The 13592-nt window shown below is 74.3% G+C and carries 14 protein-coding genes; 12 read left to right on the top strand and 2 right to left on the bottom strand.

Annotated features, from left to right (window positions below; all coding sequences use genetic code 11):
* Window position 1: 1 nt before the first annotated feature.
* Window positions 2-847, bottom strand: coding sequence for an amino acid ABC transporter permease (locus ACIQG9_RS16000; RefSeq protein ID WP_400402544.1), 846 nt, complete (start codon window positions 845-847; stop codon window positions 2-4).
* Complete coding sequence (locus tag ACIQG9_RS15995) at window positions 844-1710, bottom strand: ABC transporter substrate-binding protein (protein ID WP_400402542.1); 867 nt, start codon at window positions 1708-1710, stop codon at window positions 844-846. The genes ACIQG9_RS16000 and ACIQG9_RS15995 overlap by 4 nt, the downstream gene beginning before the upstream one ends.
* A 180-nt stretch (window positions 1711-1890) precedes the next feature.
* Between ACIQG9_RS15995 and ACIQG9_RS15990 the strand changes: the two genes are divergently transcribed.
* The 12 genes from ACIQG9_RS15990 (at window position 1891) to argJ (ending at window position 13580) form a co-directional block, all read left to right on the top strand.
* A complete protein-coding gene (locus ACIQG9_RS15990) occupies window positions 1891-2154 on the top strand; it encodes a phosphoribosyl-ATP diphosphatase (RefSeq protein WP_088973679.1) in 264 nt (87 codons plus the stop codon).
* 45 nt (window positions 2155-2199) lie between these two features.
* Window positions 2200-3045, top strand: a complete 846-nt coding sequence (gene hisG, locus ACIQG9_RS15985) for an ATP phosphoribosyltransferase (RefSeq protein WP_400402540.1) — start codon at window positions 2200-2202, stop codon at window positions 3043-3045.
* Window positions 3042-4040, top strand: a complete 999-nt coding sequence (locus ACIQG9_RS15980; RefSeq protein ID WP_400402538.1) for a DMT family transporter — start codon at window positions 3042-3044, stop codon at window positions 4038-4040. The genes hisG and ACIQG9_RS15980 overlap by 4 nt, the downstream gene beginning before the upstream one ends.
* Window positions 4041-4195: 155 nt before the next feature.
* Window positions 4196-4669: a PH domain-containing protein gene (locus tag ACIQG9_RS15975; RefSeq protein ID WP_400402536.1), complete on the top strand. Its 474-nt coding sequence runs from the start codon at window positions 4196-4198 to the stop codon at window positions 4667-4669.
* A gap of 344 nt (window positions 4670-5013) precedes the next feature.
* A complete protein-coding gene (gene infC, locus ACIQG9_RS15970) occupies window positions 5014-5664 on the top strand; it encodes a translation initiation factor IF-3 (RefSeq protein ID WP_400402534.1) in 651 nt (216 codons plus the stop codon).
* Window positions 5665-5683: 19 nt separating this feature from the next.
* Window positions 5684-5878 (top strand): 50S ribosomal protein L35, encoded by a 195-nt coding sequence (rpmI, locus tag ACIQG9_RS15965; RefSeq protein ID WP_026267805.1) that lies wholly within the window; start codon window positions 5684-5686, stop codon window positions 5876-5878.
* A gap of 32 nt (window positions 5879-5910) precedes the next feature.
* Window positions 5911-6303: a 50S ribosomal protein L20 gene (gene rplT / locus ACIQG9_RS15960; protein ID WP_393517057.1), complete on the top strand. Its 393-nt coding sequence runs from the start codon at window positions 5911-5913 to the stop codon at window positions 6301-6303.
* Window positions 6304-6335: 32 nt separating this feature from the next.
* Window positions 6336-7175, top strand: a complete 840-nt coding sequence (locus ACIQG9_RS15955) for a TrmH family RNA methyltransferase (RefSeq protein WP_400402531.1) — start codon at window positions 6336-6338, stop codon at window positions 7173-7175.
* 299 nt (window positions 7176-7474) lie between these two features.
* Window positions 7475-8554, top strand: coding sequence for a phenylalanine--tRNA ligase subunit alpha (pheS, locus tag ACIQG9_RS15950; RefSeq protein ID WP_400402529.1), 1080 nt, complete (start codon window positions 7475-7477; stop codon window positions 8552-8554).
* A gap of 40 nt (window positions 8555-8594) precedes the next feature.
* Complete coding sequence (gene pheT / locus ACIQG9_RS15945) at window positions 8595-11174, top strand: phenylalanine--tRNA ligase subunit beta (protein WP_400402526.1); 2580 nt, start codon at window positions 8595-8597, stop codon at window positions 11172-11174.
* Between the two features lie 235 nt (window positions 11175-11409).
* The gene (gene argC, locus ACIQG9_RS15940; protein ID WP_400402523.1) at window positions 11410-12411 is read left to right on the top strand and encodes an N-acetyl-gamma-glutamyl-phosphate reductase; all 1002 of its coding nucleotides are present in this window, start codon (window positions 11410-11412) and stop codon (window positions 12409-12411) included.
* Window positions 12408-13580, top strand: a complete 1173-nt coding sequence (gene argJ / locus ACIQG9_RS15935) for a bifunctional glutamate N-acetyltransferase/amino-acid acetyltransferase ArgJ (RefSeq protein ID WP_400402520.1) — start codon at window positions 12408-12410, stop codon at window positions 13578-13580. Before argC ends, argJ begins: the two co-directional genes overlap by 4 nt.
* The last annotated feature ends 12 nt before the right edge of the window (window positions 13581-13592 follow it).

The raw sequence follows: 13592 nt of genomic DNA, 5'->3' as shown, positions 1-13592 counted from the left end.
GTCAGCCTCCGGACTGGCGTCGGGCCGAGCGCAGCGTCACCCAGTCGGTGACCGCGATCAGCGGGATGGCGAGCAGCACGAACAGCACCCCGGCCAGGATGTACGGGGTGTAGTTGAAGGTCTCGGCGGTGGCGATCTGTGCCGCCCGGACCGCGTCGATCGGCCCGGCCAGGGAGACCAGGCCGACGTCCTTCTGCAACGCCACCACGTCGTTGAGCAGCGGTGGGGCGACCCGCCGGACGGCCTGCGGCAGCACCACGTGCCGCATGGTCTGCCGGTAGGTCAGCCCCAGCGAGCGGGCCGCCGCGAGCTGGCTCGGGTGGATCGACTCGATGCCGGCCCGGAACACCTCCGCCAGGTAGCCGCCGTAGGTGAGCACCAGCGCCAGCCCACCGAGCACCAGCACCGGGGGCATGCCCTGCAACCGCAGGCCGGGCACGCCGAGGGTGAGCAGGTACAGCACGATGATCAGCGGCAGGCCACGGAAGGTGTACGTGTACCCGGCGGCCAGCGCGCGGACCGGGAAGAAGACCGGGCCGCGCAGGGTCCGCAGCAGTGCGATCAGCAGCCCGAGCAGCAGCGCCCCGGCCGCGCAGCAGACCAGCAGCCGGACGTTGAGCCACAGCCCGGTCAGCACGTCGGGCAGGGCGTCCCGGGCGATCGCCGGGTCGAGGAACGACTCGCGGACCCGGTCCCAGCCGGGCGCGCCGGTGACCGCGACCACCAGCAGCGTGCCGAGCACCGCCGTGGAGGCGGCGGCGACCAGCACGCTGCGGGTGGTCTGCCGGCGGCGGTACGCGGCCCGGCGCTGCTGGGCCGCCGAGGGGGTGTGTTCCAGGAGGCTCACTGGAGTTCTGTCGCCCCTGCCACCTGGGCCAGCCACTTCTGCTCCAGCGTCTTGAGCGTGCCGGCCTCGGCGAGCTGGCCGACCGCGCCGCCGACGCAGGAGGTGAGCGGGGAGTCCTTGTCCAGCAGCAGCCCGAACGCCTCCGGCGCGCCGACCTGCGGTAGCTGGCCGACGATGGTGGCGTCGGTGAGCTCCGCCCCGGTGATGTAGAACGCGGTCGGCAGGTCGACCACCAGGCCGTCGAGCTGACCGTTCTGCAGCGCCTTCTTGGCGTCGTCGTTGCTGTTGTAGACCTGCGGCTTCGCCGTCGGCTTGATCACGTCGGTGATCGCCTGGTAGCTGGTCGTGCCGACCTGGGCGCCGAGCTTGGCGTCGCGCAGGTCGGCCAGCGACTTCCGGCCGGCGATCTTCGAGGACTTCAGCGCGATCACGGTCTGCCGCACCAGGTAGTACGGCGCGGAGAAGTCGACCGCCCGCTTGCGCTCCTCGGTGATGGAGAACTGGTTGATGTCGAAGTCGAAGGACTTCGGGCCGGGGGCGATGGCGGTGTCGAACTTCACCCGGGTCCAGACGACGTCCGCGCGGGCGTACCCGAGCTTCTCCGCCACCGCGTACGCCACGGCGGCCTCGAATCCCTCGCCGCTCTCCGGCTTGTTCTCCCGGAACCACGGCTCGTACGCCGGCTCGTCGGTGGCGACGGTGAGCTTGCCCGCCGTCCGGGTGCGCAGGCCCTCCTTGGTGCAGGAGGCCGCGGTGGCGCTGGGGGCGGGGGCGGGGTCTTCGTCCTGCGGCGCGCAGCCGGCCGTCCCGACCAGGACGGCGGTGGCGGCGGTGAGCGCGAGGGTACGTGAGCTGCTGACCATGGCGGCAAGCGTAGGGCCGGGCCAGGGCCGTCCCGAAGGGTGTCCCACCAGGTAGATGGGAGATCGATGCCTGATCGTGGCCGGCCCGTTGCCGACGGCCGGCCCCGGACCGGCGCGGAAGCGGACCGGGCCGGACCCGGAGCGCACGGCGTCGGCGGGTGACTGGAAGAATCCGATCCCGTGAAGACGTTCGAGGAGTTGTTCGCCGAGCTGCAGGCCAAGGCCGCCGCCGGCACCCCGGGCTCGGGCACGGTCGCCGCCCTGGAGAAGGGGGTGCACTTCGTCGGCAAGAAGGTCGTCGAGGAGGCGGCCGAGTCCTGGATGGCCGCCGAGCACGAGGGCCCGGAACGGACCGCCGAGGAGATCTCCCAGCTTCTCTACCAGGTCCAGGTGCTGATGCTCGCCAGCGGTCTGGAGCTGAAGGACGTCTACCGACATCTGTGAGTGCGCCCCGCCGTTGATCAGATCCGATCGAAGGAGCACTCCGTCATGCTGCGTGTCGCCGTACCCAACAAGGGCGCGCTGGCCGAGAAGGCCGCCCAGATGCTGCGCGAGGCGGGCTACCGCCAGCGCACCGACCCCAAGGATCTCGTCTGCCGGGACGAGTCCAACGACATCGAGTTCTTCTACCTGCGCCCGAAGGACATCGCCACCTACGTCGGCTCCGGCGATCTCGACGTGGGGATCACCGGCCGGGACCTGCTGATCGACTCCGGCGCGCCGGCCGAGGAGGTGGTGGACCTCGCCTTCGGCCGGGCCACCTTCCGGTTCGCCGCCCGCCCCGAGGACGTCGACGACGTACGGGAGCTGGGTGGGCACCGGATCGCCACCGCGTACCCGGGGCTGGTCGAGCGGTACCTCGCCGACCTCGGCGTCAAGGCCGACGTGATCCGGCTCGACGGCGCGGTGGAGAACGCCATCCGCCTCGGCGTCGCCGACGTCGTCGCCGACGTGGTGGAGACCGGCGCCACACTGCGCCAGGCCGGGCTGGTGGTCTTCGGCGACCCGCTGCTGCGCTCCGCCGCGGTGCTGGTACGCCGGGCCGGCGCGCCGGTGCACCCCCAGTCCGAGCAGCTTCTGCGTAGGCTGCACGGGGTGCTGGTGGCCCGCCGCTACGTGATGCTCGCCTACGACGTGCCGGCCGGCCTGCTCGACCGGGCCAGCTCGCTCACCCCGGGCATCGAGTCGCCGACCGTCTCCCCGCTGCACCGGGAGGGCTGGGTCGCCGTCCAGGCGATGGTGCTCCGCGACGACGTCCACCGGATCATGGACGAGCTGTACGAGCTGGGCGCGCGGGCCATCCTGGTCACCAACATCCACGCCTGCCGGCTGTGAGGCCGCTGCCGCCGACGGCCGCGCTGGCCCTGGTGGTCCTGGGCGGGGTGGCCTCGGCGGCGCAGGGCGCGGCGAACGCCGAGTTCGGTGCTCGGGCCGGCAACCCGGTACTCGGCGCGGTGGTCAACAACGCCGGCGGCACCCTGCTGGTGCTGCTCGGGCTGCTGGCCCTGCCGTCCATGCGGGCCGGCCTGGCCGCGCTGCGCCGGGCCCGGCCGCCCTGGTGGTGCTGGCTCGGCGGGCTGGGCGGGGCGGCCATCATCGTGATCGGCACCTACGCGGTGCCGGTGCTCGGGGTGGCGGTCTTCACCATCGCCCAGGTCGCCGGGGGCAGCCTCGGTGGCCTGGCGGTCGACCGGGCCGGGCTGGCCCCGGTCGGTCGGCTGGCGCTCTCCGTACCCCGGGTGGCGGCCGCCCTGCTCGGCACGGCGGCGGTGGGTCTGGCCCAGCTCGGCCGGCCCCTCGGTGACCTGGCCGTCGGCGTGGTGCTGCTCGCCGTGGTCGGCGGGCTGGCGGTCGCCGTCCAGGCGGCCCTCAACGGCCGGCTCGCCGCCGCCGGCACCGCGGCCGGGAGCGTCGCGGTCAACTTCGCGGTCAGCACCCCCGCCGTGCTCGCCGTGGCGGTGCTCGCCGGGGCGTTCGGCGCGCTGCCGCGCGGCTGGCCGGACGCCTGGTACCTGTGGACCGGTGGGCTGCTCGGCGTCGGCATCGTGACTGCTCTGCTGGTCGGCGTCCGCGCGCTGGGGGTGCTGCGTACCGGGCTGGCCATGGTCGCCGGGCAGCTCGGCGGGGGAGTGCTGCTGGACCTGCTGCTGCCGGGCGGGCCGGGACTGCGCTGGCCGGTGCTGGGCGGGGCACTGCTCACCCTGGTCGCGGCGGCGGTCGCCGGCCGGGACCGCGGCCCGGCCGGGCCCGCCCCGTCGCCCGCTTCGTCGCCCGCCCCGTCGCCCGCCCGGCCGGCGGTGCCCGCGCCGGACGTGCCGGCCGGGCGGTGATCCACTCCGTTCCGCCCGAATGGGGGTGTCGTCACCGCGCCGATGCCGCCATTTGGACGAAACGCCGCCCCCACGCCCCGCCCCCACGCCCCGCCCCCCGCGCGGCGGCCCCGCCGGGTCGGGGCAGGCCGGGGGCGGGATGGCAGACTGGACGGGTGAGCGACACCGAGCTGATCCGCCTGAAGCCGCGCCGTGTCCGGGTCGTCTGCTGGGCGTCGGCGATCGCCCTGCTGGTGGTCTTCAGCGTGGTGGCCACCTCGTTGACCGGGGCGACCGGCGAGGGCTACGGCACCTTCCAGCGCGGCGACCAGTTCGCCATGGTGGGTCTCGGGGTGCTCGGCGCGCTCGGCCTGCTGCTGTTCACCCGGCCCCGGGTCGAGGCGGACGCCCGGGGGGTCCGGGTACGCAACGTGATCGGCTCCTACGAGCTGCCCTGGGAGGTCGTCCGGGGGGTGCGCTTCGACCGGGGCGCCCCGTGGGCCAGCCTGGAGCTGCACGACGACGACCTGCTGCCGATGGTGGCCCTCCAGGCGGCCGACAAGGAGATCGCGGTCGACGGGGTCCGCGCGCTGCGCCGGCTGCACCAGACCCATCTGGCCGGCCTCGGCGGCGCCCCGACCCCCGGCTGAGCGGTCCCGACCCCCACTGACCTGCGGGCCCGGTTTGGGAGTGGCTGGGGCGAGGGTGTAGTGTTGCCGAGTCGACCAGACTGCCCGCGCCTTCGGCGAGGGGTGGTCCTGAAGCGGAGCGCCTGCTCCCACCTGAGTCGCCCCCGTAGGCGGCCGGGTCCGGTCACCGGTTCCGGGCATGTCCCGGTCCCGGATGCGCGATCATGTGATCGTGCCGACCGGTCGAGTGGGCCCTGGCATGTGCCGGGGCTTTCTGCTTTCCGAGTCGCCCCCACCCGGGGGCCCACGGGGTCGGCCACGCAGCAGACCCGACTCGAGGAGGCCCCATCAGCGTCGAACCACGCGTGAACGAGCAGATCCGGGCACGTGAGGTCCGACTGGTCGGCCCTGAGGGTGAGCAGGTGGGCATCGTCCCGCTGGAGCGCGCCCTGCAGCTGGCCGCGGACGTCGACCTGGACCTGGTCGAGGTTGCGCCGATGGCGCGCCCGCCGGTGTGCAAGCTCATGGACTTCGGCAAGTTCAAGTACGAGAGCGCACTGAAGGCGCGCGAAGCGCGGCGTAACCAGCAGCAGACCGTCATCAAGGAGATGAAGCTCCGCCCGAAGATCGACCCGCACGACTACGAGACCAAGAAGGGTCACGTGGTGCGGTTCCTCAAGGCGGGCGACAAGGTCAAGGTGACGATCATGTTCCGCGGTCGCGAGCAGAGCCGCCCGGAGCTGGGTTACCGGCTCCTGCGCCGACTCGAATCCGAGATCACGGACCTGGGATACGTCGAGGCCGCTCCCAAGCAGGACGGCCGAAACATGATCATGGTTCTCGCTCCGCACCGGGCCGTCAAGGCCTCCGCGGTCGCCGCGACGGCGTCCCGTGGTGGGCCCCGGGACCGGGCCGTGGAGGAGTCCGCCGCTCCGGCAGCCGGTGAGACCGCGGCGACCGGCGAGACCGCAGCAGCCGGCGGGGCCGGCGCAGTCGCCGACCAGACCGGCGAGTAACAGGGGAGAAGACGTTCCAATGCCGAAGATGAAGAGCCACACGGGTATGGGCAAGCGGGTCAAGGTGACCGGCAAGGGCAAGATCGTTGCCCAGCAGGCCGGCCTTCGCCACAACCTGGAGAAGAAGCCCTCCACCCAGACCCGGCGGCTGACCGGCACGGTCGAGCTGGCCAAGGCCGACGTCAAGCGCATCAAGAAGCTGCTCGGCCGCTGACGCGCGCCACCTGAACCGAAGAAGGAGTTGAGATGGCACGCGTCAAGCGGGCTGTGAACGCCCAGAAGAAGCGTCGTACCCTGCTGGAGACCGCGAGTGGTTACCGTGGTCAGCGCTCCCGGCTGTACCGCAAGGCCAAGGAGCAGGTGCTGCACTCGATGCAGTACGCCTACCGGGACCGCCGCGACCGCAAGGGCGACTTCCGGCAGCTCTGGATCCAGCGCATCAACGCTGGCGCCCGGGCCAACGGCATGACCTACAACCGGCTCATCCAGGGCCTGCGCCTGGCCGGCATCGAGGTCGACCGCAAGATCCTGGCCGACCTGGCCGTCAACGACGCCCCGGCGTTCGCCGCGATCGTCGAGCTGGCCCGGGCCGCAGTGGCGGCCGAGGGCACCGGTGGCGCCGCGGCCCAGGCCGCCTGACCCACCCGTAGCAGCAGATCGAGGCGTCTCCCATGCAGTCACCATCGCGCGGGAGGCGCCTCGACGCCGTCTCCGGCCCGTACACCCCGCGTACCCCTCGGGTCGCCGCCGCCCGCCGGCTCCAGCGCCGCCGGGACCGCGACGCCGCCGGCCGGTTCCTGGCCGAGGGGCCGCAGGCGGTCCGCGAGGCCCTGGCCCGCCCCGGGACGGTCGCCGAACTGTTCGGCACCCCGGCCGCCCTCGACCGGTACGCCGACCTCGCCGGGCAGGCCGCCCGGGCGGACGTACCCGTCTCTGAGGTCACCGACGAGGCGCTGGCGACGCTCGCCGAGACCGTCGCCCCGCAGGGCCTGGTCGCCGTCTGCCGGCACCTCGACGTACCCCTGGACGTGGCCCTGGCGCGCGGGCCGCGCCTGGTCGCGGTGCTCGCCGGAATCCGTGACCCGGGCAACGCCGGCACGGTGCTGCGTACCGCCGACGCGGCCGGGGCGGGCGCGGTGGTCTTCGCCGGCGACGCGGTGGACCCGTACAACGGCAAGTGTGTGCGGTCCTCCGCCGGCAGTCTCTTCCACGTCGACGTGGTCCGCGCCCCCGACCCGCTGGCGGTGGTCGACGCGCTGCGGGCCGCCGGGCTCCGTGTCCTCGCCACCACCGGGTACGGCGACAGCGACCTCGACGACCTCGCCGACGCCGGCCGGCTCGCCACCCCCACCGGATGGCTGTTCGGCTCGGAGGCGCACGGCCTGCCCGAGGAGCTGACCGCCGCCGCCGACGCCCGGGTCCGGGTGCCGCTGCACGGGCGCGCCGAGAGCCTCAACCTGGCGGCGGCTGCCGCGGTCTGCCTGTACGCTTCAGCGAGGGCGCTGCGCTGACCCGTCAGCCGGTCACCCACCCGGCCCGGATGCCGGCCACCCGCCGTCTCGGTCGACCCGGTCGGCCGCCCGCTCCAGGCCCGCCGACCTCGTCGGCGGCCACCCAGCACAGGAGAGTCGTCCGATGGTGAACGCGGCACAGCGTTCGTTTAGCCAGCCCGCCGGTGTCGGCGGGCGGCGGGCCTGACCCTTCCCCTGCGCGTAACTCCCACCGGCGGGCTGCGGCGAAGCCGCGCGTCCGTAGACTCGCCTAGCCGCCCGGGAGGGCCGGCGCCGCCGTGAGGGAGTGCCCGTACGCCATGAGCTACCGCAACGATCCGTACGACCCGAAGCAGGTCGCCCTGCTCGACCCGGCCGCCCTGGCCGAGGCCGTGGCCGCCGCCGAGAAGGCGTTCGCCGGGGCCGCCGACCCCGACGCGTTGACCGCCCTGCGCCCCGCGCACCTCGGCGACCGGTCCCCGGTCTCGCTGGCCCGCCGGGAGATCGGCGCGCTGCCGCCGGCCGCGAAGTCCGACGCCGGCAAGCGGGTCAACGAGGCCCGCCGGGCGGTCGAGTCCGCCTACGCCGCCCGCGCCGAGGTCCTCGAACGCGAGCAGGCCGCCCGGGTGCTGGTCGAGGAGCGGGTCGACGTGACCCTGCCGTACGACCGGCGGCCCCGGGGCGCCCGGCATCCGCTGTCCACCCTGATGGAGCAGATCAGCGACCTGTTCGTCGGGATGGGCTACGAGGTGGCCGAGGGTCCCGAGGTCGAGCTGGAGTGGACCAACTTCGACGCGCTGAACATCCCCGCCGACCACCCGGCGCGCGGCCTGATGGACACCTTCCACATCGCCCCGCCGCCGGGCGCGGAGAGCTCCGGCCTGGTGCTGCGTACCCACACCTCGCCGGTGCAGGCGCGCACCATGCTCACCCGCCGGCCCCCCATCTACGTGGTGGTGCCCGGCCGGGTCTACCGCACCGACGAGCTGGACGCCACCCACGCGCCGGTCTTCCACCAGGTCGAGGGCCTGGTGGTGGACAGGGGCATCACGATGGCGCACCTGCGCGGCACCCTGGACCACTTCGCCCGGGCCATGTTCGGCGAGGGCGCGAAGACCCGCTGGCGTCCGCACTACTTCCCGTTCACCGAGCCGTCGGCCGAGTTCGACGTCTGGTTCCCCGAGCACCGGGACGGCCCGCGCTGGGTCGAGTGGGGTGGCTGCGGCATGGTCAACCCGCGGGTGCTGCGCGCCTGCGGCATCGACCCGGAGGTCTACTCCGGGTTCGCGTTCGGCATGGGCATCGACCGGACGGTGATGTTCCGGCACGGGGTCAGCGACATGCGGGACCTGGCCGAGGGCGACGTGCGGTTCACCCGCGCGTTCGGGGCCGGGGCGTAGGGCGATGCGGGTACGAGTCACGGAGACGGTGGTCTGAGTCATGCGAGTTTCTGTCAGTTGGCTGCGGGAGTACGTCGACCTCCCCGTCGACCTGCCCACCGAGGACCTGGAGCAGGCCCTGGTCGACCTCGGCATCGAGGTCGAGTCCGTGGTGGACCTGCGGGAGACCGTCACCGGTCCGCTGGTCGTCGGCGAGGTCCGCGAGATCGAGGAGCTGACCGGCTTCAAGAAGCCGATCCGGCACTGCCTGGTGGACGTCGGTGCCGCCAACGGCACCGGCGAGCCGCAGGAGATCGTCTGTGGGGCGCGTAACTTCGCCCCCGGCGACCGGGTCGTGGTGATCCTCCCCGGGGGGGTGCTGCCGGGTGACTTCGCCATCGGCGCGCGGAAGACCTACGGGCGCACCTCGGCCGGGATGATCTGCTCGGCGAAGGAGCTGGGCCTCGGCGACGACCACTCGGGCATCATCGTGCTGCCGCCCGACACCCCGGCCCGGCCCGGCGACGACGCCCGGCCCGTGGTGGGGCTCGACGACGTCGTGGTCGAGCTGGAGATCACCCCGGACCGGGGGTACGCCCTCAGCATCCGGGGCATCGCCCGTGAGCTGGCGCACGCCCTCGGCCTGTCCTTCCGCGACCCCGGCCTGCTGCCCGCCCCGGCCGGGACGGCCGAGCCGGCGTACCCGGTCGAGGTGCGCGACCCGGTCGGCTGTGACCGGTTCACCGCCCGGATGGTCCGTGGCGTCGACCCGACCGCACCGACGCCCGGCTGGATGCAGCAGCGGCTGACCGTCGCCGGCATCCGCAGCATCTCGCTGCCGGTCGACATCACCAACTACGTGATGCTCGAACTGGGCCAGCCGATGCACGCCTTCGACGCCGACCGGATCACCGGCCCGCTGGTGGTACGCCGCGCCGAGCCGGGGGAGAAGGTGACCACCCTGGACGGTGTCACCCGGGCGCTCACCCCGGAGGACATGGTGATCTGCGACGCCGGGCTGCCCAACACCCTCGCGGGCGAGGGTGCCGGGGTCCCGATCTCGCTGGCCGCGGTGATGGGTGGTGAGACCAGCGAGGTGGTCGGCGGCACCACGAACGTGCTCTTCGAGGCCGCCCACTGGGACCCGGTGATGGTCGGGCGGACCGCCCGCCGGCACAAGCTGTTCAGCGAGGCGGCCAAGCGGTGGGAGCGGGGCGTCGACCCGGCGCTGCCGCTGGTCGCGCTGGAGCGCGCCGTCGCGCTGCTCACCGCGCACGGTGGTGGCACCGCCGGCGCGGAGATCCTCGACCTCGACCACGTCCGGCCGATGCGTCCGGTCATCCTCCCCGCCGACCTGCCGTCCCGGCGGGTCGGCGTGACCTACCCGCCGCAGCGGGTGGTCGACCTGCTGGAGCAGGTGGGTTGCACCGTGGTCCGGGGCGTGGACCGGCTGGCCGAGGAGCCGGGTGAGGTCGGTGTGGCCGCCGGCACCGGCGACGTGCTCACCGTGACCCCGCCGACCTGGCGGCCCGACCTCACCGACCCGGCCGACCTGGTCGAGGAGGTGGTCCGCCTCGACGGGTACGACCGGGTGCCGTCGGTGCTGCCGACCGCGCCGCCCGGCCGGGGCCTGACCTGGCAGCAGCGGCGCCGCCGGGCGGTGGCCCGGTCGCTCGCCGAGCGCGGGTACGTCGAGGTGCTGGCCCTGCCGTTCGTCGCCCCGGAGCTGGCCGACCAGCTCGGTCTGCCCGCCGACGACCCGCGCCGCCCGGCGGTGCGGCTGGCCAACCCGTTGTCCGAGGAGGAGCCGCTGCTGCGCACCACGCTGCTCGGCCCGCTGCTCGGCATCCTCAAGCGCAACCTGGGCCGGGGCCACCGTGACCTGGCGCTGTACGAGATCGGCACGGTGTTCCACCCGCGTCCCGACGCGGGCGTCCCGCCGGCCATGGGCGTGGACCGGCGGCCCACCGACGCCGAGTTCGCCGCCGCCGACGCGGTGGTGCCGGCCCAGCCCCGGCACGTCGCGGTGGTGCTCACCGGCGACGTCGACCCGGCCGGCTGGTGGGGCGCGGGCCGCGCCGCCGGCTGGGCGGACGCGGTCGAGGCCGGCCGGGCGGTGCTCGCCGCCGCCGACCTGCCCGCCGAGCGGATCGAGGTACGGGCCGCCGAGTACGCCCCCTGGCACCCCGGCCGCTGCGCCGAACTGCGGGTCGACGGCACCGTGGTCGGCCACGCCGGCGAGCTGCATCCGGCGGTGGTGGCGGCGCTGGAGCTGCCCCGGCGGACCAGCGCGATGGAGTTGGACCTGGACGCCCTGCCGGCCGCGCCGGTGGTGCCCGCGCCGACCGTCTCCGGCTTCCCGCCGGCGTTGATCGACGTGGCCCTGGTGGTGGACGAGTCGGTGCCTGCCGCCGAGGTGCGCGCCGCCCTCGTCGAGGGGGCCGGTGAGCTGCTGGAGCACGTCCGGCTCTTCGACGTGTACGCCTCCGAGCAGCTCGGCGCGGGTCGCCGGTCGCTGGCGTACAAGCTCACCTTCCGGGCCCCGGACCGGACGCTGACCGTGGAGGAGGCGGTGGCCGCCCGGGACGCCGCTGTCGCGGTGGCTGAGCAGCGGTTCGGGGCGACCCTGCGCGGCGCCTGACCGGCCCGTCCGACGGCCCCGACCCGGTCACCGGGTCGGGGCCGTCGTCGTATCCACCGGCGGAGGCGGGAGGACCGGGGCGTCGGCCACCTCGGGGTGCCAGCCACGTCGCCGCACGGTTCTGGAGCCGGTCGTGATCCACATCACCTCCTCATTTCCATGCAATAAGGCGTATGAACTTGCAGGTGCCGCCGCCGCTGGTTAGCCTTCTCTGCATAGTCATGCGGAGGTGAGAATGGGTATCCGAGTCGCGGTCGCGGGGGCGAGCGGCTACGCCGGGGGCGAGCTGCTGCGCCTCGTCGCCGGCCACCCCGAGTTCGACCTGGTCACCGCCACCGCACACCGCCGGGCCGGCGCGCCGGTCAGCGCCGTACACCCGCAGCTCGTCGGGTCGGACCTGGTGTTCTCGGCGACCGACCCGACGGCCCTGGCCGACGCGGACCTGGTCTTCCTGGCCCTGCCGCACGGCGAGTCGGCGGCCCTGGCCGCAGCCCTGCCGGAGCCGGTCAAGGTGGTCGACCTCGGCGCGGACCACCGGCTCCACGACGCCGACGCCTGGTCCCGCTACTACGGCGGCCCGCACGCCGGCACCTGGACCTACGGCCTGCCGGAGCTGCCCGGCCAGCGGGCGGCGATCGCCGCCGCCACCCGGGTCGCCAACACCGGCTGCTACGCCGCCGCGATCACCCTGGCCCTGGCCCCGCTGGTCGCCGCCGGCGCGGTGTCACCGGCCGACGTGGTGGTGGTCGCCGCCTCCGGCACCTCCGGCGCCGGCCGGGCCGCCAAGGCCCACCTGCTCGGCAGCGAGGTGATGGGTGACCTGTCGCCCTACAAGGTCGGCGCCCACCAGCACGTCCCCGAGATCAGGCAGGCCACCGGCGCGACCGGCCTCTCGCTGACCCCGGTGCTCGCGCCCATGCCGCGCGGCATCCTCGCCACCGTCACCGCCGTGCCCACCGGCACCGTCGACCCGCGTGCGGTCCTCGCGGCGGCCTACGCGGACTCGCCGTTCGTGCACCTGCTGTCCGAGGGCACCTGGCCGCACACGGCCGCCACCGTCGGCGCGAACTCCTGTCACCTGCAGGCGACCGTGGACGTCGACTCCGGGCGGGTGATCGTGGTCAGCGCCCTGGACAACCTCGGCAAGGGCGCCGCCGGGCAGGCCGTGCAGAACGCCAACCTGATGTGCGGGCTGCCCGAGACCGCCGGCCTGTCGGTCTTCGGAGTCGCGCCATGAGCGTCACCACCCCCCGGGGCTTCCGCGCGGCCGGCGTCGCCGCCGGCCTCAAGAGCGGCGGCGTCGCCGACCTCGCCCTCGTCGTCAACGACGGCCCGGACGCCGGGGTCGCCGGCGTCTTCACCGCCAACCGGGTCAAGGCCGCGCCGGTGCGCTGGACCCAGCAGGTCGTCCGGGGCGGCGTGGTCCGCGCCGTGGTGCTCAACTCCGGCGGCGCGAACGCCTGCACCGGCCCGGCCGGCTTCCAGGACACCCACGCCACCGCCGAGCACACCGCCGCCGCACTCACCTCGGCCAGCCCCCGGCTGCGGCTCGGTGCCGGCGAGGTCGCCGTCTGCTCCACCGGCCTGATCGGTGAGCGGCTGCCGATGGACAAGCTGCTCCCCGGCGTGCGTGCCGCGATCCGGGGGCTCGCCCGCGACGGCGGCCCGGCCGCCGCCGAGGCGATCATGACGACGGACACCCGGCCGAAGACCACCGTCGTCAGGGGCAGCGGCTGGACCGTCGGCGGGATGGCCAAGGGCGCGGGAATGCTCGCCCCGGGCCTGGCCACCATGCTCTGCGTGCTCACCACCGACGCGGTGGCCGGGCCGGAACTGCTCGACGCCGCGCTGCGTGCCGGTACCCGGGTCACCTTCGACCGGGTCGACTCCGACGGCTGCATGTCCACCAACGACACGGTGCTGCTGCTGGCCAGCGGGGCGTCCGGCGTCGAGCCCACCGAGGCCGAGCTGACCGCCGCGGTCACCGCCGCCTGCCACGACCTGGCCCAGCAGCTCGTCGCCGACGCCGAGGGCGCCACCAAGCAGATCGCCGTCGACGTGGTCGGCGCGGCCAGCGAGGACGACGCGGTCGAGGTGGGCCGCTCGGTGGCCCGCAACAACCTGGTCAAGACCGCGCTGTTCGGCAACGACCCGAACTGGGGTCGGATCCTCGCCGCCGTCGGCACCACCGCCGCCGCGTTCGAGCCGGACCGGGTGGACGTCGCGGTCAACGGGATCTGGGTGTGCCGTTGCGGCGCCGCCGCCGAGGACCGCGCCAAGGTGGATCTCACCGGCCGGGACGTCACCATCCGGATCGACCTGCACGCGGGCGACGCCGCCGCGACGATCTGGACCAACGACCTGTCGCACGCGTACGTGCACGAGAACTCGGCGTACTCGTCGTGAGCGCGGGCAACC

This window comes from Micromonospora sp. NPDC092111 (genome assembly GCF_044755745.1).
Lineage (GTDB): Bacteria > Actinomycetota > Actinomycetes > Mycobacteriales > Micromonosporaceae > Micromonospora.
This window is presented reverse-complemented; position numbering and strand designations above follow the sequence as displayed.

What these genes read in the sequence shown, in the direction of transcription:
- hisG (WP_400402540.1), top strand. Translation starts at nt 2,200, where the DNA reads ATGCTGCGTGTCGCCGTACCCAACAAGGGCGCGCTGGCCGAGAAGGCC.
- pheS (WP_400402529.1), top strand. Translation starts at nt 7,475, where the DNA reads ATGAGCTACCGCAACGATCCGTACGACCCGAAGCAGGTCGCCCTGCTC.
- rpmI (WP_026267805.1), top strand. Translation starts at nt 5,684, where the DNA reads ATGCCGAAGATGAAGAGCCACACGGGTATGGGCAAGCGGGTCAAGGTG.
- ACIQG9_RS15955 (WP_400402531.1), top strand. Translation starts at nt 6,336, where the DNA reads ATGCAGTCACCATCGCGCGGGAGGCGCCTCGACGCCGTCTCCGGCCCG.
- pheT (WP_400402526.1), top strand. Translation starts at nt 8,595, where the DNA reads ATGCGAGTTTCTGTCAGTTGGCTGCGGGAGTACGTCGACCTCCCCGTC.
- argJ (WP_400402520.1), top strand. Translation starts at nt 12,408, where the DNA reads ATGAGCGTCACCACCCCCCGGGGCTTCCGCGCGGCCGGCGTCGCCGCC.
- argC (WP_400402523.1), top strand. Translation starts at nt 11,410, where the DNA reads ATGGGTATCCGAGTCGCGGTCGCGGGGGCGAGCGGCTACGCCGGGGGC.
- ACIQG9_RS15995 (WP_400402542.1), bottom strand. Translation starts at nt 1,710, where the DNA reads ATGGTCAGCAGCTCACGTACCCTCGCGCTCACCGCCGCCACCGCCGTC.
- rplT (WP_393517057.1), top strand. Translation starts at nt 5,911, where the DNA reads ATGGCACGCGTCAAGCGGGCTGTGAACGCCCAGAAGAAGCGTCGTACC.